Source organism: Anaerosphaera multitolerans, from assembly GCF_004006535.1.
Taxonomy (GTDB): Bacteria; Bacillota; Clostridia; order Tissierellales; family Peptoniphilaceae; genus Anaerosphaera; species Anaerosphaera multitolerans.
This window is the reverse complement of record NZ_RLIH01000001.1, coordinates 197,748-216,660: the sequence shown is the minus strand read 5'-3', so window position 1 is coordinate 216,660 and position 18,913 is coordinate 197,748. Positions and strand designations below refer to the sequence as shown.

Genomic DNA, 18,913 nt, shown 5'->3' with positions numbered 1-18,913 from the left:
TCGCACCTCCGTTAGGCTTTCTGCTGAAGAACCTTGATTGCTTCAGGTAGTACTAACTTGCCATCCACACGTTCTTTCGCAACAAAACCGACCATGCCATTACCAGCAAACAGTTCACGAAGTTCTGCAAAGGAGCGAGAACCACGATCTCCAATGTTGTAGTAAGACAAATCTCCAAAGATAATGGTCTTAGCACCTGCCTCAATGGTGGGCATATAAGCAGATGTATAAACAGGATAGCCAAGTAGTTTATCTGGTTCACCCGCAACAAGAGCTGCTTGCCACATATAGGCTCCGTTTCCATCCTTGAGTTTTCTAAGTGCCGCAATGGTCTGGTCATTTAAAATAAATACTGCATTCTTACGGTATGGACGTTTCAGTGAATACACTAAATTAATCACTTCGTCAGCAGTAATCGCCGTTGCAGATGCTGTGGTCACACCGACTTCAGCACCACCACTAGCAGCAAGAATGCCTAGAGGTTTTCCTGTGCCATCACCATTGATAAAGGCATCTTCTTCCGCATTAGCCAGAGCCTTATAAAACTCCTTAATAATGTAATTCTCAAGCTGGAAGGCATTGTCATAAAGCAGCTCTTCAGTCACCTTGACTGCCACATGAAGTTTATGAGCATCCAGATTAATCTGAGAGAATGTAGCATCGCTAAAGGTCAGTGCTTCACCTTCATCAATCCATGCAGCTGCAGGTTTTGTAGCTGCAATATTGATTTTTCGCTCACCTGATGTGGTAATTCTGTGACCCAGCTTACGAATGATGTTCTCTTCTTCCAGACCATCAATCAGTCTGCTGTCGTACTCTTCAGGTACGAGATAGCCACCATCTGCGTCTACCCCTTCTTGTAGAACATTTGATACATTACGGAAGTTTGAGCGAAGTGCTGAGAGCATGGCTTTCTTATAGGAGTCTGCGGCACGACCTGTTTTAACCTCGCCGTTATCCATGCGACCATTCATCGGTTTCTCAATGATTGGTTTGCTGACAGGCTTTTCAAGTTCCGCCTCAATCTCCTCACGTCTTTCCATACGATGGATTTCATTGGTAAGTTCAGTGATCTCATCTTCCATGGTTTTGTAGGTTTTATCATCTTCTGCGGATAATGTGCCATTCTTGGTTTTATGAGTGTCCAAGAACCCATCCATCGTTTCAATAAGCTTTTTGCGTTTATTACGCATTTCTGTAATCGTCATCGTTAAATTCCTCCATTTACATATATTTTTTTAGATTAAAAAGACGCTCTTTTAGTTCATCAACCGAGCGTCCTTGGGATTTGGCAGACTCCTCTGCCTGAATTGGTTTATTCTTTTCTGCCATTTTGTTAAGTAGATTAGTTGCTACTGCTTTTCTGGAAAAAGCATAGGCAGAAAAAGTGGCTTCAGATTGTTTTTCATCCTTTAGCACATCATCTGCAAAGCCAAGTTCTATGGCTTTATTAGCATTCATCCAGGTTTCAGCGTCCATCAGATGAGATAGTTTGATGCGAGATACTCCAGTCTTAATCTCATAGGCATTAATAATGCTTTCTTTCACCTCATCTAACATCTCAATCGCTCGTTTCATGTCTTCATGATCACCCATCGTGATGGTTGCCGGGTTATGAATCATCATGAGTGCTGTAGGCGCCATCAGTACCTTTGTTCCTGCCATGGCAATGACAGAAGCGGCTGATGCTGCAATCCCATCAATCTTGACGGTTACCTCATCTGGATAATCCATCAACATGGTATAAATCTGACTTGCGGCAATGCAATCTCCACCCGGTGAGTTAATCCATAAGGTAATGGGTCCTTTCCCGCTAAAGAGTTCATTTCTAAACATCTGCGGGGTCACATCATCATCAAACCAGCTTTCTTCGGCTATTGTTCCGTAAAGCTCAAGAACTCGTTCTTCTTGTTCGCTTGCTTGGTTCTTCCATCGCCAAAATATCTTGTTCTTCATCCAAGTCTTCCTCCTTTCCATCCTCGTTTATATTTGCGAATGCACCTGCCTTTGTAAGAGGGAGCATATTGCCGTTTACAAGGTACATGTCACCGCCATCCTCTGAAGGGATACGGTCTAGGTTTTCAAGTTCCCTAATATCATTTGCACTCATCCAACCGTTCTGCCTTGCTGTGGCATATCCGCTCATACGACTGACATAATCCCCTCTCAGTAGGCCTTCTACATTGAATCTAAAGAAGTATTTTTTCTTTTCCTCCGGTGTAAAAAGGGTGCGGGCTAGGGTTTGCTCCCAACGCACTACCCACGGGTCTAATGTGTATTTCACAAACTCAAGGGATTGTTGCTCAATATTAGAAAAGCTCGATTTTTCAAGGTCACCTACCATGTGGGGAGGGACTCTAAAAATTCGAGCAATTTCATTGATTTGAAATTTCCTTGTTTCAAGGAATTGTGCTTGTTCTGGTGAGATAGAAATCGGTGTATATTTCATCCCTTCTTCAAGCACGGCTATTTTATTGGAATTGGAACTGCCACCAAATTGTGACTGCCAAGCCTCTCTGACTTTCCCAGGTTCTTTAATCGTTCCTGGATGTTCAAGGACACCACTTGGAGCCGCACCGTTAGCAAAGAACTTAGCTCCATATTCCTCTGTTGCTATGGCAAGACCAATCGCATTTTTAGCCATCGCAATCGGGGAGTAGCCAACCAGTCCATCAAACCCGAGTCCAGGAATATGAAGTACATCGGAGGTACTAAGTTTTACTGTCATACCCTTTGTACTGTTCACATCATCTGCACCTCTGGTATATAAGTAATAGAGCTGCCCACTCTCGTCTCGATGGACTGACATCCTATTTGGCATCAACGGGTAGAGCGCGACAACTTCGCCTTTTCCATTACGAATAATCTGCGCATAACAATTCCCCCATAATAAAAGATGAGTCATCAGTGTTTCTCTAAACACAAAAGAACTCATCTCAGCATTTGGTTCATCGTGCAAAAGTCGATACAAGGAGTGATCAATTGCTTTTTCCTTGCCACCATCATCTGTATAACGATAAAGGTGCAGAGGAAGCCCTGCTACTGCTTCAGCTAAAATTCGAACACAAGAGTATACAGCCGTCATTTGAAGTGCCGACCGTTCGGTCACTGTTTTACCTGCTGTGGTTGAACCCATTAAAAATGTATAGTTTGAACTCACAGCTCTGTCAGTAGGCTTATCTCTTGCTTTAAAAATGGATGATAAAAATCCCAAAACCAATCACCTCCCTCATATAAAGAGAATGCCTCGGTTGTCATAAACCGAAGCACTCGTATCATTTCCACAACGAATCGCTCGATCAAGAGCCATAATCGTTGCCACTGCACCATCAATCTTTTCTGATGATTTTTCCTTGTCCGGCTTGATGTTGCCTGCCGGGTCCGTTCGAACAAAAATGTTATCCATCATCCAACGAAGTACCGGATGCCCGCCATGAGCGACCTTTTCTTCTAGCGTGAGTTTCATCAGTTCCTTGGTCGGTGGACTCATATCCTTAAAGCCCTGACCAAAGGGAACAACAGTAAAACCCATACCTTCGAGGTTTTGAACCATTTGTACGGCTCCCCAACGGTCAAAGGCAATCTCACGAATATTGTACTTTTCGCCAAGTTCTTCGATGAACTTCTCAATAAAACCATAATGGACCACATTGCCTTCCGTTGTTTTAAGCTGTCCTTGCTTTTCCCAGACATCATAGGGAACATGGTCACGATTGACCCTGCTACTGAGCGTTTCTTCTGGTAACCAAAAGTAGGGAAGAATGATGTATTTATCATCTTCATCAACAGGAGGAAAAACCAATACAAAGGCAGTAATATCAATGGAACTAGAAAGGTCTAGTCCGCCATAACATACTCTGCCAAGCAAATCCTCTTCATTTACAGCAAAGGCGCATTTATCCCATCTATCCATTGGCATCCATCGAACAGCTTGTTTGACCCACTGATTAAGTCGTAACTGTCTAAAGGCATTCTCTTCTGCAGGGTTTTGCTTGGCTGATTCACAAGCGGCTTTTACCTTATCGATCCCTACCGTTATGCCAAGGCTTGGATTAGCTTTTTTCCACACCTTCGGATCTGTCCAATCATCGGACTCATCTGCTCCATAAATAACCGGATAAAAAGTAGGGTCAATTTTTCTTTTCTCCATGAGGTCTTTGGCTTTCTGATGGGTTTCATAGCAGATTGATTTTGTATCAGATCCTGCCGTGGTGATAAGAAAATATAGGGGCTGTGTTCTGGCATCACCAGAACCTTTGGTCATGACATCAAAGAGTTTTCTGTTGGGCTGCGTATGCAACTCATCAAAAACAACACCATGAATATTAAAGCCATGCTTTGAATAGGCCTCTGCTGAAAGCACTTGATAAAAACTATTAGTCGGTTGAAAAACGATTCGTTTTGTTGCCGATAAGATTTTGACTCGTTTACTTAGAGCCGGACTCATACGTACCATATCAGCAGCCACCTCAAAAACAATGGATGCCTGTTGCCTGTCTGCAGCGCATCCATAAACCTCGGCTCTTTCTTCGCCATCACCACAGGTAAGCAGTAATGCGACAGCTGCCGCTAATTCAGATTTCCCCATTTTCTTAGGAATCTCAATATAGGCTGTATTAAACTGCCGATAGCCATCTGGTTTCAGTGTTCCAAAGAGATCTCTGATAATTTGTTCTTGCCAATCAATCAGTTCAAATGGTTTTCCAGACCATTTCCCCTTGGTATGACTTAAACACTCAATAAAGTTGACCGCATAATCTGCAGCATCTTTATCGTAGATAGAGTCCTTTGCCATAAAAGGTGTCGGTTTATATTTCTTCAGCTTTCTAATTGCGGTCACCTCCCTTCAAAATGAGCATAAAAATAGACCTGTATTAAACAAGTCTCATTACTCTATTTCCTACGAGAAACAGAGCCAATTATGGCACTGTCCTCTAGTAATCGTTAGTTATATTCTTTTAGCAGTAAGCTAAGTGCAAATTTTGTCTCTTCATCAGCGGGTTTCATGTCCCACCCTCGGTCATAATTTGCGACAATCTCACCGTCACACTTAAGCATGAGCTTAGAGATGCGGCCTTCGTTAATTCCGAATTTTGAACCTCTTTCATAGCATTTTATCCAATAGCGGATGATGCTGTCCTGAACTTTGATGCTACCCTTTTTCCACATGTTTCATTCTCCATTACCGTATAAAATGAACTTCACATACTTGGCTTTTTCTTCTTCAAGAAAAATGACCAGCTCATAAAATTCCATTTCATCTGCGATTCTTTGGACTGCGTTCACATCAAACATATTAGTAAGGCCTGTATCTCGAATGGCAATAATCTGCTCTTTTATCTTACTTGTCATCGTCAATCCTCCTGCAAAGGTCTTCTCCGTAAACAACGGATAAACTAGACCCGGTGTCCCAAGACACCATGATTGAACCGATATCATCTACACCTATTACTGTTCCTTTTGTTCCAATCACTGGTGCTTGTATATCATCCATCCTTAATAGTTCTACACGGCATCCAACAGGATACTTTTTACGAAGATGATGTAGTCTTTCTTTACTGATTATCCTCATTTTTAGCTCCTCCTTTAAATGCCGATGAACCTGTTAGGTTTCTAAGCAGTATTTTTCGTTCTTCCTTATATTCTTTTCCAATAAAGCCCAGACGCAGTAAAAAGCATCGGAATGCATATTTCTCATTCGGAGTTTCCTTTTCTTTTACCGTGATGCGTTTTTGATTCCTTGCCATCTCACAAAGAGCTGAAATAAAGTGGGTATACGCTTGTACCTCTTCTGGTGTAGGCATTTCTTCAAACCAAGGAAATGAGACTTCCTCTTCTGAAATCTTAATTGGTAAATCGTCTAGCCGCAAAGCGTGACGAATCAGTTCGCCTTTTACCTGAATGATTGCTTTTACGTTTTCTAATGCTGTATCAGTAAAGCTATTTCTTGGCATGGAGATACAAAGACCAAATGTTCCGCTATCCGCCGTTTGTGCGCCCTCTGTGGCCTTAGTTTCTTCCATTGGGGTAAAGCCCTCACTTAATAAATGCTCGGCCACACTTTCGATTTCTTCGCCTTCTGCCTTGCCAGTCAGTTCAAGTGTTCCATTCTTGTCGATGATAAAATCCCCCACCTCATAAGCCATGCTAGGCATTCCTAGATACTTTGCTTTCACACCTGTAAGCTTGCTCAGTGCTGTGACTAGCCTTTTTCGGTCTGTTCCTGTTACGTTATATTTAATGACCATGTACAAAACCTCCTTTGTTTTGGTATGTACATATATCACTCTAAAGTACTGATATAGCAAGCTTTTTCTCGATTATTTAGTGTAGAAAGAAGTCCTAAGTATTACCCTCTAATTGTGTTAACTAAACAGTGCCGACTACTCATCCGCAGCTAATTCCAACTCATCAAAACCATAGCTAAACCCGTCTCTTTGAACACTGACTTCTTTGGAAGTTCCAACCTGCTCAATGTAGCGTTTAATAATGACATCACAAAACTTCTCATCTAGTTCCGCGGTGTAGCAGATGCGTTCTGATTGCTCACAGGCAATTAGGGTACTACCACTGCCGCCAAAAGGATCTAGCACAATGGTGTTAGTCATCGAGGAGTTCAAAATCGGATAGGCGAGCAGAGGGATAGGTTTCATCGTAGGATGGTCGCCATTTCTCTTCGGCTTATCAAATTCCCAGATGGTGGTTTCTTTCCTGCCCGTATACCACTGATGCTTGCCTTTCTTTTTCCAGCCAAACAGCACAGGTTCGTGCTGCCATTGATACGGAGAACGCCCCAGTACAAGGGAGTCCTTTTTCCATATGCAACAGCCAGACAAATAAAAACCGGCATCCGAGAAGGCTTTTCTAAAGTTAAACCCTTCGGTGTCGGCATGGAATACATAAATGGAAGCATCGTCTGCTAGAACTTCTTCGATGTTGATAAAAGCATCTAAGAGGAACTGGTAGAAGGCATCATTTGCCATATGGTCATTTTTGATTTTCCCTGCAGCACCTTCATAATTCACATTGTAGGGAGGATCTGTTACACACAAGTTTGCCTTCTTTTTATTCATCAGCACATCATAGGTTTCTTTTTTGGTGGAGTCACCACAGATAAGCCTGTGTCTGCCAAGTGTCCAGATGTCACCAAGCTTGCTGATGGCAGGCTTTTTTAGTTCTGTCTCCACATCAAAGTCATCATCGTGGATCCCCTCTTTCAGCGTGTCTTTAAATAAGTCATCCAGTTCTTTAGGGTCAAATCCAGTTAGGGAAACATCAAAATCTACACCTTGTAAATCTGAAATTAGAAGAGCCAATTTATCCTTGTCCCAATCACCGCTGATTTTATTGAGTGCGATGTTAAGTGCTTTTTCTTTCTCTTCGTCCATCTCGATGATGACACATTCAACTTCTGTGATGCCCATATCGATGAGAACCTTCAGTCTTTGATGCCCACCAACAACATGGCCGGTCACCTTATTCCAGATAACCGGCTCTACATAACCAAATTGTTCAATGGAGCGTTTTAATTTATCATATTCTGCATCTCCTGGTTTCAAATCTTTACGAGGATTGTATGTTGCAGGGATGAGGTCTTTTGTGTTCTTCTTTTCAATCAACATATTTGTTTACCGCCTCCCTTAGTTCTGTATAGCAATCCAAAAATTCCCACGTGCTTAAGCCATATCTGAAATGACCGTAAGTAGCTGTATCTTCATAAATAACATCCGTCAGCTTTAGCTTTTCGATAATGGCTGCAGGTCTTAGATTGAATACATCTAGCACTGCACGACAAAGGATCCTTTCTTCCACCGTGCCTGTTCCAAAGGTATCAATCTCAAGAGCAACCGGATCTGCTTTTCCAATAGCATAGGAAATCGCAACCTGACATCGCTTAGCAAAGCCACATCGAACAATATTCTTTGCAATCGCCCTAGCCATATAAGCACCACTGCGGTCCACTTTTGTCGGGTCTTTGCCTGAAAACGCACCGCCACCATGAGCGGCGAGTCCACCATAGGTATCAACCATGATTTTTCTTCCCGTAAGCCCTGTATCTGCTGCTGGTCCTCCTTCAACAAATCGTCCACTTGGATTAATAAGGATCTCAGTTTCATCGTCAAATGGATATTTTTCAAAGACAGGCCACAGCACCTGAGCAATGACTTCATTTCTTAAAACATCTAAATCTTTATCTGCACTGTGTTGAACGGAGACAACGATGGTCTTAATTCGTTTTGGTTTGTCACCTTCATATTCAACGGTCACTTGAGCCTTACCATCTGGGCCAATATCTTTAATGACACCATTTTTCATCACCTTATCTAGCTTTTCGCAAATGGCGTGGGATAAGACTAAGGGGAGAGGTAGTTTTTCACTGGTTTCATTGGTGGCATAGCCATAAACGGTGCCTTGGTCACCCGCCCCTAACATGGAATACCATGACGTATCACCCTCACGAGATTCCAAGGCCCTATCCACACCACCTGCGATATCTTTACTTTGCTGATGGACGTAGACAAAGACTAAAAACTTTCTGGGATTGTAACCAACATCCGTCAGAACACGGCGGACAACACCTCTGATATCAATTCTCTTTGAGCAGGTAATCTCACCGGCAACAATGATGTGTCCTTTGGTTGCCATCACCTCGCAAGCAACACGAGAGGATTTATCTTTTCTTAAACACGCATCTAAAATGCTATCTGAAATTAGGTCACATAATTTATCGGGATGACCTTTACATACACTTTCACACGTTCTATATTTTTTCATTTTATTTTCCTTTCCGAGCAGATAATAACCACTCCATCAAATCGTCTTGTGGACTTCTGCCACCGAACTCCACAGAGCAGTTTTCTTTTACAATTTGGTAAATCTGATACCAACATTGATTGACCTGTTTCATGTATTCACGACTCATCGCAACATAAGGTGATGCGATGGCAGCTGAAGTGGTTGGATGCTTGGCTAGAAAGCCATATTCTGAAATACACTCTTCACACTGAATCCAACGAGAAACACTCATGGCATACTGCTCGATTAGCTGGTTGTTTACTAACATTTCGCAGCCACGATCTTTCAGCCACTTGTAAGTTTCGATATAAATATCTTCTGCACAGAGATCTTTGCCATTTTTCTGAGTAGCCTTTAAATAATCCTTTACAGCCGGCACATCTGCACCTTCTATTTCTGTTGGCTCTGGCAGTATCATGGCTCCATTTAATCTGCCGTCAGTAATTTTGTCGGTTAGAGCCTTTGATTTTCTTCCTGCGCCAACACGCTGACCGCCTCTTGCTGTACCGTCTTTCGCCATGTTTTTCACCCCACTTTCCTAAAAGTCTTTAATACCCCCTTTGATTTCTGATTTTTACACGCGAAGCCCCAGGCCGTTGTCCGCCATAAGAGGTCTAGAGATTTGACCTCCCCCTTGGCTCAGTTGCGAATCTGTCGATCACCGATTTCTAAATGAATCTTGTTGTGACAGGATTTACACAAGGACATCAAATTACTTCTATCGTGTGTACCACCATGAGATACAGGGAGGACGTGATGCACTTCATCGGTGGGAGTTAGTCTTCCGTCCTCTTTACACATTTCACACAGGGGATGTTCTCGTACATAGCGGTCACGGATTCTTTTCCAGGCTCTGCCGTATTTCTTATTAACATCGCTTGACCGTTGGTATTTGTCATAGCGCCTACGCTCTTCTACTCGATGGTCTTCACAGTACTGGCCATCGGTTAAGTTGGGACAGCCTGGTGTACTGCATGGTCGTTTTGGTTTTCTTGGCATCATATCACCTCGCTTTCTGGGCATAGAAAAAGCCCTGCAGGGCGCATCCCACAAGGCTTGGTAAGTATTCTATCTTGCTGATTATAATGTAACATAAAGATGAGGTGCTTATCTCTGCTCAAAAGTGCTCATTGCTGTTCAACATTTGAATAACAATTGGATTTTCAGGTACGACCACATGATTTAAGGCATTGCCATGCCATCTGCGAATGGTACTCTTATCAGCGTTCAGCTCATCACCGATTTGCTCCCAAGTAAAGTTATGAACATAACGGTAACGTAACACCATGCGTTCATCGATATCCGTTACTTTATTAATCACATCTCGAATCTCTGCTTTCAGTGCTACAAGATGATCTACCTCATCATTAATCTTGATTTGAAGTTCTTCAATTCGCTCTAGGTATCTGACAAACAAAGCATCGGTATGCCGCCCCTTTTGTATTCTCTCACCCCAACTAGGGGAGGAAACACTGGTCGATAGCTCCCTTAGCCTTTCCATTTCCTCAATGTTGGATTGGATTCGTTTATCTAGCCTATAGGCTTGATGTAAATATTCTTTTGCTTTCATTACTCGCTCACCTCCGCTTGTAGCTTTTTGATTAGGACATTCCCATCAACAGAGGTAAGTTCTCTATACCAATCAGAGCGGAAGAACCTCTCCACCTCGTTTTTTATATCTTGTGCCGGTCCATATTTAGGCCGTTTTTTTAGTTTCTTTAAGGCATCTCTATAATCCTTAACAGCCATCAAAATAATGGCATTGGCTAAATCTTGATAAGGTTCTGTCATCGCATCACCTCTAAATTCGCCTTTACCGCATCAATTAAGGTATCTTGAGTTTTCTCCTTTTTTGTGAGTGCAAGCAGTACGTCTTCATCGATGGTGTTTTTGGTGATGATGTGGTGAACAATAACTGTATCCTTTTGACCCTGCCTATAAAGTCTTGCATTAGTTTGTTGATACAGCTCTAGTGACCAGGTCAGACCAAACCAGATAAGCGTTGAACCACCGCTTTGAAGATTAAGACCATGACCTGCACTGGCTGGATGAATAACAGCAATGGGTATCTTTCCATCATTCCAATCCTCAATATCCTTTGATGACTGAATTTGCCTTACCGGAAATCGCTCTTTAATCCGCTCTAAATCATGCTTATACCAATAAGCAACAAGGACCGGTTTTCCATTTGCTCCTTCGATTAAATCTTCCAAGGCATCTAGCTTTTTGTCATGAATCACATGAGCCTTATTCTCGCTATCGTATACTGCACCATTTGCCATCTGTAGCAGTTTTCCAGAAAGAACTGCCGCATTAACCGCATCAATTTCTTCATCACCTAAGTTAGCCACCATGTCTTCCTTGAAATCTGAATAGACTTTCCATTCTTTTTCACTTAAAGTGACAAAAACTTCATTGCTGACATATTCAGGCATGGTGAGATAATCGGTAGATTTCATAGAAATGGTGATGTCTGATATTTGTTTGTAGATTTCCTCTTCAGCGCCGGGTAGTGGTTTATAAGAAAATATAATCTGGGCATTTCTCTTATCTGGTGTAAAGTAGGTATTTCGGTAATGGCTAATGTAGCGTCCAAGCCTTTGACCCAAATCAAGAATGCGAAACTCTGCCCATAAATCCATCAATCCATTACTAGAAGGAGTTCCGGTAAGACCGACTATTCTTTTTACAGAGGGTCTTACTTTGAGTAGACTTTTAAACCGTTTTGCTCCATAAGACTTAAAGGATGACAATTCATCAATGACCACCATATCAAATTGAAAGGGAATACCACTTTTGTGAACCAACCAATCCACGTTCTCACGGTTGATGATATATAGTGTGGATTGTTTTTTGAGAGCATCGATTCTTTCTTTTTCCGTTCCCACTGCCACCGAGTAAGAGAGTCCTTTTAAATGATCCCACTTATTGATTTCTGCTGGCCATGTGTCTCTTGCTACTCTTAAAGGCGCAATCACTAACACCTTGCAAACGAGGAAACTATCCAAACACAGATCAAATATGGCGGATAAGGTAATCACACTTTTACCTAAACCCATTTCAAGAAATACTGCAGATATGGGATGGGATAAAATGAATTCAGTGGCATAGCTTTGGTATTCATGTGGCTTGTATTTCACTAAGTATCCCTCCAATCTGTTTTACATCATCCAGGCAATAAACCAGAAAGCCTAATGCCTCTAGTTGTTTCTTTCTTTTTTTCTGTAAAGGACGCATCTTTTTCCCTGTTGCCTTACATTCAACAAAGGCGATTCTACCCATGGGAAGTAACACAATGCGGTCAGGCATTCCATCTATTCCAGGACTTACAAATTTCGGAGCCATACCTCCCATGCTTTTTACTGTCGCTACCAGTTTTTGTTCTATATATTTTTCTTGCATAAATGACCTCCAACAATTCATCAGGAACAACAAGCACAACTTTTAACGTTTTTTCCTATACGCGCGCATACACACGCTCACGATGCTTTACTACTACTATTTATTAATTTATTACTAAGTAGTAAAACTCTTGTTCCACTCATTCCAGTAAAGCCTAAACATCGGTAATGACTGGGTTTTTAAGAGAACAAGCGTAAGGAACAACTAAAGAACAAGGAACGACCTTACTCATTTTTCTCGTAACAACGTTGTCTACCGTAAATGGGAAAATTACTTGTTCCGTTCTTGTTCCCTTGGTACTTGTTCCACCCATTAATCTTTTTCATAATGCCTGCAATGGCATAGGAGTCTGCAGGTTTCATGGCGGAGGCATCCCTCCCAAAGCATTCACACCAAATTTCCATATTACAAACAAGGGTGCGTTCTACCGTGCCAACACGGGATTCCCCACCAAATTCACTACCGTTTAGGTAGTTTCTTCGCTCGTATAAGGACAGGGCATTCCAGTCGTCGGGTAAAAGTGTATCGAGGTAAGTGCGAACAAGCCCTTCTCGCTCATCACTCTCCATGGCATCTGCCTGCTCATTCGTTGCCAACTCTACATCACTGCCCTCTAAATAGAGCTTTTCACCTTTGGCATAAAGCACCAAAGTTTCTGCCCAAATCTGCTCTACATCGTATACGGACATCTGCCATGCTTTTCTTTTACCGTCACCACTAATACGCACTGGCCAGAATCTTCGGTTACCCGTGATATCTCGCAAAAATCCACTCTCTGCATTGGTAGATCCGACAATGATACATTGACGAGGATGGCTTTCAACATTCACCCCATAACTGGCACGGTATTTATCATCGGATCTTGAAATAAAGGATTTCACAACCTCCACATCGGTTTTTCGCATGCCAGCTAGTTCGCCCAGTTCTAAGATCCAGTATCCTTGAAGTTTTTCAGGGCCTGCTTTGTCTTTCATATCGGTGAGGGTTAAACTATCGGAAAACCAATCACCTGCAAGTTTTGCAAAGAAGGTAGACTTACCGATGCCTTGTGGTCCATTCAGAATTAAAACGCTGTCGAATTTCGTACCAGGATGAACAATTCTAGCGACTGCTGCCACCATCATTTTTCTAGTAACGGCTCTGGTATAGGAATTATCTGTTGCATTAAAATAATCAATCAGTAAGGTCTCAACGCGATCGGTTCCATCCCACTCTGGTAGATGATCCAGGTATTCTTTTATAGGATGATAGGATCGCTCTGCTGCGACTGCTAATATGGCATCCTTTGTTTTGGTTGGGGAGTAGATGCCATATTTATTAGACAGATAAACTTTAAGGGCTGCATTATCTGAATCATTCCAGCCGCCCTTCATTTGCTCCCAAGGTAGTCCGTCTCTTGCATCGATTCCATCACGGTGCTTATTAAAAGCAATAGATTCTAGTTCTGAATCGTTACGGATGATGAGAACGATATTATCCAAGGTGTCCTTAATCTTTCCTTGCTTATCCAGTTCAAGCGCTGTCTGCCAGTTGTCCTCCGTAAAATCAATTGTGGCCTGCTCCATCCGCTCTTTCGTAAACTGTGCCTTTACTTCATCATCTTGAATAGCAAATTCACACATGTTGATAAAGGATGGTAGTTTGCTTGGAGGTGTGTTTTCTGTCGCTCGATCATCTAAATGACCAAACTTATGAATACGAACAAGATCGAAAGCATTAAGAAGTCTCCCACTTGCAGGATCTGTTGCGTGGTGGGAATAGGCAAACTTATCATCATAGAGGATGACCCCGGCACTGGAATCTGCAGGAATATAATCATAACGACCAGTCATTGCTGAAGGCTCGTATATATCCTTTAAGAACATATCGATTGCACTGCTTACTGAGTAGGTGCGGCAAAAAGTACCGATGACGCCTTCCTTAGAAAGCGGATCGGCTTGTTCTTTTAATGAGCGATCAATGACTTCTGATTGCCTAGAGGATACCGGCCAAGTACTGGTGTCTCGCCAATCATCGTATTTATTTAGAAATACATCAGGATCAAGGAGAGAACCATCTTTTTCCTCATACACAAAAATGCCATTTCTAGAAGTAGACGGCCAATACATTAATCGTTCAGGTTCATAGGTCGTATCATCAAAAAGGTCGATGCCGATTTCTTTTGCGACCATACGACTTACGGCTGCATACTCTTCCTCACCCACATCACGGAAGAGAGGAATGATCAGCCTTAGTCTTGGATTTTCTGGAGTATGCTTATGAGTAGAATAGATACAACACTGATAAGGGAAGAAGGTAGAGATTTCTTCCCAGATAGTACTTGTGCCATAATCCATATCAAGGGTGAGCATGGAGCGTGATAGAACATTCCCTTTTTTGCGTCTACCATCTTTTAAGTGACCGCCGACAAAACCCCCGACATCTTTAATGGAATCCTGACCACCTTTTCTCATTTTTCGATATTCTTCTACGGTTTCAGTGGTACGCTGCGTGGTCTTAACTCGGGAGCAGAAGTCCTCCCAGCTGATGTCTGTGTTTTTCCATTTCTTATCCATTCGGCTGTTACCGTATGCTATCTTCATAGAGACTCTACCTCCTCAAAATCTTTATTAAAGTATCTAACCGGCTGTCTGCGCTTCTTTGCTTTTTCAATTTCAATACTCATACCTCTTGAAATCACATCACCTAGAACCCAGACCTCTTGACATTTGCCCATCAGGATAATATCCATGAAAATAGCGAGATCACGTTCCTGTTCATTGTTATCATCCATGAACTGTGGAAATAGAAGGTGAGGAGCAAGCGGGATATTGCCCTTATCTAAAGCAAAACGGCAAAATGCTCGTGTGCGCTTATTGTTGTTTTCAATATCGCCACTAAATGGAGAGCAAATATAGACAAGGGGCTTAAAGGCAGCTTTTGCTGCTGCCTTTTCCTCACGAGTGATATTGCTAAGTGCTTTATGGGGAGTTGGGTCATGATACCCCTCTGCATTGAATTTATTGATTCCCATATCACACCTCCATCTCAATCTGCGGATAAATACCATCCGCCTTTAGCTGTTCATAGATAAAGAGTCTGCCTTTTTGTGTCCACTTGGTATGCACTTTCGTATGCTTTATACCTTTGCTATCTTCATAAATGTGAGTGTTGGTTTTTGTATATCCATTGGGAGCATACTTTTGATAGAGAAGCCAAATATCACCTTGCTTAAACTGAATGCCTTTTTCATGAAGGTAGTCGTTCATGCGCATGGCACTCCAGCCGTAATCTTTGGCAATCACAGAAATGTTTACTGCATCCCTGCATTTAAGAACCACATCATAATAAGTAGCCTTGGGTTTCATCTCAGCAATCTGCTGCTGACCAATCGCAACGGCCGCCATCAGCTCCTTATTCTTTTCTCGTTCCTCTTTCAGTGCAGTAAAAGCTGCAATGGCAAGGTCTGGATTTGCGATTAAATCATCTGTTGCATAAAGTCCGTGTTTGCGAATAGCAGGAAGGACTTCATTGGTGACCCAGCGTTTGAACTTTTTAGCATTTGGCATCTTGCTTGAGAGGATGAGACTGTACAGACCAGACTCGTTGATAGCAGTCATCGTTTGATTTCTTCCGATGGCGTCACGAATCGTTACGTCATCCTTGTCCTCTTCATCAATGTGGTCAATTAAAGCTTTGCGAGTATTTGCATAACCAAGAATGCTTGCTACATCCTTGCCAACAAAATATGGTTGCCCGCCAATCGTTGTAGTACGTACAGAGCCAAACTCTGCATTTTTGTAAACTTGTAATTCCATTCGAATTACCTCCTTGTGTTTTTTTGGAGGTCTTGACCTCCTACCTAGTAGCCTTGGGAGAAGGTCAAATCTGACGGTTTTTATATTCTTGTTCTAATTTCTTTGTGGCCCGCTTTAATTTCTGAGTAATGTTGTTTTCATTAACTCCGATGGAGCTGGCATATTCTCGAATCGACATACCGTCAATGCGTACTGCAATGAACATATCTGCCCAATCCTTCTTTTTACCAAGAGCAGTGCGTATCCATGAGCAGACAGACTCATACTCATCTTGGTGATTGCGTTCAATCTCCTGAGAGTTATCAGCGAAAGTATCCATGACATCTATTTCAACTTCATCATCTTTTCGATAAGGTGTCTTAGGATTACCAAGATGCCTATGGTAGCGACGCCAATGGTTGTATTCCTTGTTGTTCATGAGGTCGAACATTTCCTGGACAGTCTCACAGCGTTTCACTTCTTCCTTCTTTTCAGGTTTTGCTTCTGCAAGACGTTGCTCATAGTCGATATCCAGCATGACGCTGTAATCTCCATCTGGAATTTCAATCGTGGTGTAGTTCTTGTGACCATTTTTGATGTTGTCTTCATATAAAACTCGTATTTTCATTTTGCATTCCTTTCCGTCCCAGTAATGGGTGGCGGAATGCAAAAGAGCCTGCGGGTAAGATGACCACAAACCTCGTTTGTCCTAAAAAAGAGCGCACGAAATTACGGTGGGTGCATCTTCATTCCAAACACAGTCTCTATCACTGTGTTCTGAACTCTCTATGCATCCCGCCGTCCTAATGCGCATCTCGGACTTTGAGACTGGTTTATTAGAAGTTTTCAGCTTCTATTAACATCATAATTTGAAACAAGATTTCCTTCGCAGAACTGCGAGTTCCGGTTTTTGAGCGTAAAAAAAAGGCTTTACAACCATTACTGGTCATAAAGCCTTGCAATTACGTAATCAAAACCAGAAGTAAGAGTTCCGGTTTTGGTCTAATTATTTTTTACTATTTTATAAATCCTTGCCCCACGTTTTATAGCCCATTTCTCTTAACTTTTCATTACATAAATCTAGTGTTTCCATATAGTGATGTTCGATGAGAAATTGACCAAAGTAACCTTCTTCTGTTAATGGATAATCATTGCGTGATTTCTTAATGAGATCGTTACTGAATTTGGGATGTAGGTGAAGCCCAATACAAATGGCACAGACAGTTTCATAACTTACATTTTTTTCTTCTTTGCGAAGGTCTTGAATATATCGATCACTTAATCCTGTTCTAAGCGCTAACTCAAGATTAGTCATCTTTGTACCATCTTCTTTTTTAAGACGCTTCATATGGGCATCCAGAGTCCCTGAAAAAGACATCGGTAGTGATCGTAATATTCCTGTAATGCGTTCTCCTTCTTCTTTTAGTTTTTTCAATTCTATTGCACGCTGTACTACGTCTTGATTATCTTCATCTTCAATGTAAGTACATTCACAATAAGAAGATGCATCTATATCTCTGCAAAGGGAACATTGGGTATAATAGGCATCGCCTTGTGTTTTTGTTATTTTAAATTTTTGCTTAAATTTAATACAACATTCATCGACATGCTGTCTAGCATAAGATGTTAGGGTGCATTTCCCATCTGCAGATTTTTCTACGTATTTTTCATCATTGATACAGTACATATAGTCAACATAAATAAAGTCGCCTTTCTCAAGGTTAGCTTTAAAGCTGACATCAAAACTTGCCTCATAACAGGCATTTCTTATATCGATGATATAACTTTCATCCTTATTGAGAGCAGTTGCCTTAAATGAAAAACTAGGTAAATAGGTGCCGTTTAGATAATTCCAAACCCCTTGTGCCTGCGAAAAGCCAAGTTCGATGGCGCGGAGTTTTGCTGCAAACTTTGAAACTGCAAAAAAATCTGCCAACTCTTCGATTGCCTCTTCCATAATATCTGAATCAGATCTCTCTGAATTTTCAATATGTAGACGTAGCAATATTTCTTTTAGTTTTTGTCTTGTCGTGTTTGCAGGTAGTAGAATGCGAGGAGTCAAAGCATTAGCTTGCCATTCCATCCACTGAAGCGCACCTTCAATCCCATTATTCTTAAGCCCTCTTTGCTCAGTAATCTCACATGTTAAAGAAGTCAGATCACTATTTAACAACTTCTGCATTTCAAAAAACTTATCATGACGGTCCCAATGCACACATTCATGTACAACTGTATTATTACGAGATCCTATATTCCGCATGAAGAAAATGTTCGGATTTAAAAGGATTGTTCCTGGCTCAACGGTCTGTTTTACTACTTCATATTCCTCGTTGAATATATCAACTGTTGATTCTGCAAAATAAGTTTTGCCAAATATATTATCTGGGAGCGGGGCCTCATAAAGCACTAGTCCCATATTAAACATGAGTTCATCGAGGGGAATAGGCATAGGTTCATTTAGCGCTTGTCTACAGTATTTGTAAAGGAATTTTTCCGCTTCCTGTTCTAAGTCCTCTGAATAAAGGTAAGGAATCAAATATTTTGATAATGTTGTATTCTTATCAAACTTATCGGCGAAATAGTCATCAACATCCGTAATGGTAACCATATTAAGACCATCACTTAAATAACCAGTAAAAGAGACCGTGTACCAAGGGTTTTTTATATCAGCATCATAATCTCTCTTTCCCATTCCTTTTAGGATAACATCTGCCTCAACTGCTGCATTGAAAATAATCCTGCTTCCATCTGTAGAGTGGAAAGAGACAGTTTTTATATGTATATCCTCTACCTGAAAGTAAGAAGGATCTAAAACTGTATAAGAATAAAACCCGTTATTCCGGCCTCTTTTAAATATGAGGCCGGTGATAGCGCGGTGAATATCATTATAATATTTGTCTTCAAGATACTTTTCAAACGATGCATATTGTTTCATAGGC

General features: G+C 41.6%; 21 protein-coding genes. All 21 read right to left on the bottom strand.

All coding sequences use genetic code 11. The features are described 5' to 3' along the window. Nucleotides 1–11 precede the first annotated feature (11 nt). The 21 genes from EF514_RS01005 to EF514_RS00905 all read right to left on the bottom strand — a co-directional run bounded on the left by EF514_RS01005 (nt 12) and on the right by EF514_RS00905 (nt 18,909). Nucleotides 12–1,208, bottom strand: a complete 1,197-nt coding sequence (locus EF514_RS01005) for a phage major capsid protein (protein WP_127722912.1) — start codon at nt 1,206–1,208, stop codon at nt 12–14. Between the two features lie 16 nt (nt 1,209–1,224). Beyond that, nucleotides 1,225–1,956: a head maturation protease, ClpP-related gene (locus tag EF514_RS01000; protein ID WP_164845512.1), complete on the bottom strand. Its 732-nt coding sequence runs from the start codon at nt 1,954–1,956 to the stop codon at nt 1,225–1,227. Next, nucleotides 1,892–3,214, bottom strand: a complete 1,323-nt coding sequence (locus tag EF514_RS00995) for a phage portal protein (protein ID WP_127722910.1) — start codon at nt 3,212–3,214, stop codon at nt 1,892–1,894. Before EF514_RS00995 ends, EF514_RS01000 begins: the two co-directional genes overlap by 65 nt. 15 nt (nt 3,215–3,229) lie before the next feature. Next, nucleotides 3,230–4,795, bottom strand: coding sequence for a terminase large subunit (locus EF514_RS00990; protein WP_127722908.1), 1,566 nt, complete (start codon nt 4,793–4,795; stop codon nt 3,230–3,232). A gap of 149 nt (nt 4,796–4,944) precedes the next feature. Next, nucleotides 4,945–5,169 (bottom strand): DUF7678 domain-containing protein, encoded by a 225-nt coding sequence (locus EF514_RS00985; protein WP_127722906.1) that lies wholly within the window; start codon nt 5,167–5,169, stop codon nt 4,945–4,947. Between the two features lie 3 nt (nt 5,170–5,172). After that, nucleotides 5,173–5,352, bottom strand: coding sequence for a DUF5049 domain-containing protein (locus EF514_RS00980; protein WP_127722904.1), 180 nt, complete (start codon nt 5,350–5,352; stop codon nt 5,173–5,175). Then, the gene (locus tag EF514_RS00975; protein WP_127722902.1) at nt 5,342–5,572 is read right to left on the bottom strand and encodes a DUF4314 domain-containing protein; all 231 of its coding nucleotides are present in this window, start codon (nt 5,570–5,572) and stop codon (nt 5,342–5,344) included. Before EF514_RS00975 ends, EF514_RS00980 begins: the two co-directional genes overlap by 11 nt. Then, nucleotides 5,556–6,248, bottom strand: a complete 693-nt coding sequence (locus EF514_RS00970; RefSeq protein ID WP_127722900.1) for a virulence protein — start codon at nt 6,246–6,248, stop codon at nt 5,556–5,558. Before EF514_RS00970 ends, EF514_RS00975 begins: the two co-directional genes overlap by 17 nt. A 135-nt stretch (nt 6,249–6,383) precedes the next feature. Then, on the bottom strand, nt 6,384–7,622 hold the full coding sequence (locus EF514_RS00965; RefSeq protein ID WP_127722898.1) for a site-specific DNA-methyltransferase: 1,239 nt from the start codon (nt 7,620–7,622) through the stop codon (nt 6,384–6,386). After that, a complete protein-coding gene (gene metK, locus EF514_RS00960) occupies nt 7,612–8,775 on the bottom strand; it encodes a methionine adenosyltransferase (protein ID WP_127722896.1) in 1,164 nt (387 codons plus the stop codon). Before metK ends, EF514_RS00965 begins: the two co-directional genes overlap by 11 nt. Nucleotide 8,776: 1 nt before the next feature. Then, entirely contained in the window at nt 8,777–9,316 is a 540-nt protein-coding gene (locus EF514_RS00955; protein ID WP_127722894.1) for a P27 family phage terminase small subunit, read from the bottom strand. 119 nt (nt 9,317–9,435) lie between these two features. Then, nucleotides 9,436–9,597 (bottom strand): HNH endonuclease signature motif containing protein, encoded by a 162-nt coding sequence (locus EF514_RS11045; protein WP_476726855.1) that lies wholly within the window; start codon nt 9,595–9,597, stop codon nt 9,436–9,438. Between the two features lie 316 nt (nt 9,598–9,913). Beyond that, nucleotides 9,914–10,366 carry a DUF1492 domain-containing protein gene (locus EF514_RS00945; protein ID WP_127722890.1) on the bottom strand — a complete coding sequence of 151 codons (453 nt, stop codon included), beginning with the start codon at nt 10,364–10,366 and terminating at the stop codon, nt 9,914–9,916. Beyond that, nucleotides 10,366–10,587, bottom strand: coding sequence for a hypothetical protein (locus tag EF514_RS00940; protein ID WP_127722888.1), 222 nt, complete (start codon nt 10,585–10,587; stop codon nt 10,366–10,368). The genes EF514_RS00945 and EF514_RS00940 overlap by 1 nt, the downstream gene beginning before the upstream one ends. Next, nucleotides 10,584–11,936, bottom strand: a complete 1,353-nt coding sequence (locus EF514_RS00935; RefSeq protein ID WP_127722886.1) for a DEAD/DEAH box helicase — start codon at nt 11,934–11,936, stop codon at nt 10,584–10,586. The genes EF514_RS00940 and EF514_RS00935 overlap by 4 nt, the downstream gene beginning before the upstream one ends. Beyond that, a complete protein-coding gene (locus EF514_RS00930) occupies nt 11,917–12,198 on the bottom strand; it encodes a VRR-NUC domain-containing protein (RefSeq protein ID WP_127722884.1) in 282 nt (93 codons plus the stop codon). The genes EF514_RS00935 and EF514_RS00930 overlap by 20 nt, the downstream gene beginning before the upstream one ends. A gap of 224 nt (nt 12,199–12,422) precedes the next feature. After that, entirely contained in the window at nt 12,423–14,780 is a 2,358-nt protein-coding gene (locus EF514_RS00925; RefSeq protein WP_127722882.1) for a virulence-associated E family protein, read from the bottom strand. Continuing rightward, nucleotides 14,777–15,211 carry a DUF7768 domain-containing protein gene (locus EF514_RS00920; RefSeq protein WP_127722880.1) on the bottom strand — a complete coding sequence of 145 codons (435 nt, stop codon included), beginning with the start codon at nt 15,209–15,211 and terminating at the stop codon, nt 14,777–14,779. Before EF514_RS00920 ends, EF514_RS00925 begins: the two co-directional genes overlap by 4 nt. Before the next feature lies 1 nt (nt 15,212). Further along, nucleotides 15,213–15,995, bottom strand: coding sequence for a phage antirepressor KilAC domain-containing protein (locus tag EF514_RS00915; protein WP_127722878.1), 783 nt, complete (start codon nt 15,993–15,995; stop codon nt 15,213–15,215). Between the two features lie 64 nt (nt 15,996–16,059). Next, nucleotides 16,060–16,602 (bottom strand): RNA polymerase sigma factor, encoded by a 543-nt coding sequence (locus EF514_RS00910; RefSeq protein WP_127722876.1) that lies wholly within the window; start codon nt 16,600–16,602, stop codon nt 16,060–16,062. A gap of 393 nt (nt 16,603–16,995) precedes the next feature. Then, a complete protein-coding gene (locus EF514_RS00905; RefSeq protein ID WP_127722874.1) occupies nt 16,996–18,909 on the bottom strand; it encodes a hypothetical protein in 1,914 nt (637 codons plus the stop codon). Between the last annotated feature and the right edge of the window lie 4 nt (nt 18,910–18,913).

Bases quoted from the DNA above. Each gene is read 5' to 3' on its own strand.
- EF514_RS00965 (WP_127722898.1), bottom strand. From the start codon at position 7,622: ATGTTGATTGAAAAGAAGAACACAAAAGACCTCATCCCTGCAACATAC.
- EF514_RS00930 (WP_127722884.1), bottom strand. From the start codon at position 12,198: ATGCAAGAAAAATATATAGAACAAAAACTGGTAGCGACAGTAAAAAGC.
- EF514_RS00915 (WP_127722878.1), bottom strand. From the start codon at position 15,995: ATGGAATTACAAGTTTACAAAAATGCAGAGTTTGGCTCTGTACGTACT.
- EF514_RS00910 (WP_127722876.1), bottom strand. From the start codon at position 16,602: ATGAAAATACGAGTTTTATATGAAGACAACATCAAAAATGGTCACAAG.
- EF514_RS00985 (WP_127722906.1), bottom strand. From the start codon at position 5,169: ATGTGGAAAAAGGGTAGCATCAAAGTTCAGGACAGCATCATCCGCTAT.
- EF514_RS00945 (WP_127722890.1), bottom strand. From the start codon at position 10,366: ATGAAAGCAAAAGAATATTTACATCAAGCCTATAGGCTAGATAAACGA.
- EF514_RS00905 (WP_127722874.1), bottom strand. From the start codon at position 18,909: ATGAAACAATATGCATCGTTTGAAAAGTATCTTGAAGACAAATATTAT.
- EF514_RS11045 (WP_476726855.1), bottom strand. From the start codon at position 9,597: ATGTGTAAAGAGGACGGAAGACTAACTCCCACCGATGAAGTGCATCAC.
- EF514_RS00970 (WP_127722900.1), bottom strand. From the start codon at position 6,248: ATGGTCATTAAATATAACGTAACAGGAACAGACCGAAAAAGGCTAGTC.
- EF514_RS00920 (WP_127722880.1), bottom strand. From the start codon at position 15,211: ATGGGAATCAATAAATTCAATGCAGAGGGGTATCATGACCCAACTCCC.
- metK (WP_127722896.1), bottom strand. From the start codon at position 8,775: ATGAAAAAATATAGAACGTGTGAAAGTGTATGTAAAGGTCATCCCGAT.
- EF514_RS00955 (WP_127722894.1), bottom strand. From the start codon at position 9,316: ATGGCGAAAGACGGTACAGCAAGAGGCGGTCAGCGTGTTGGCGCAGGA.
- EF514_RS00940 (WP_127722888.1), bottom strand. From the start codon at position 10,587: ATGACAGAACCTTATCAAGATTTAGCCAATGCCATTATTTTGATGGCT.
- EF514_RS00990 (WP_127722908.1), bottom strand. From the start codon at position 4,795: ATGGCAAAGGACTCTATCTACGATAAAGATGCTGCAGATTATGCGGTC.
- EF514_RS01005 (WP_127722912.1), bottom strand. From the start codon at position 1,208: ATGACGATTACAGAAATGCGTAATAAACGCAAAAAGCTTATTGAAACG.
- EF514_RS01000 (WP_164845512.1), bottom strand. From the start codon at position 1,956: ATGAAGAACAAGATATTTTGGCGATGGAAGAACCAAGCAAGCGAACAA.
- EF514_RS00980 (WP_127722904.1), bottom strand. From the start codon at position 5,352: ATGACAAGTAAGATAAAAGAGCAGATTATTGCCATTCGAGATACAGGC.
- EF514_RS00925 (WP_127722882.1), bottom strand. From the start codon at position 14,780: ATGAAGATAGCATACGGTAACAGCCGAATGGATAAGAAATGGAAAAAC.
- EF514_RS00975 (WP_127722902.1), bottom strand. From the start codon at position 5,572: ATGAGGATAATCAGTAAAGAAAGACTACATCATCTTCGTAAAAAGTAT.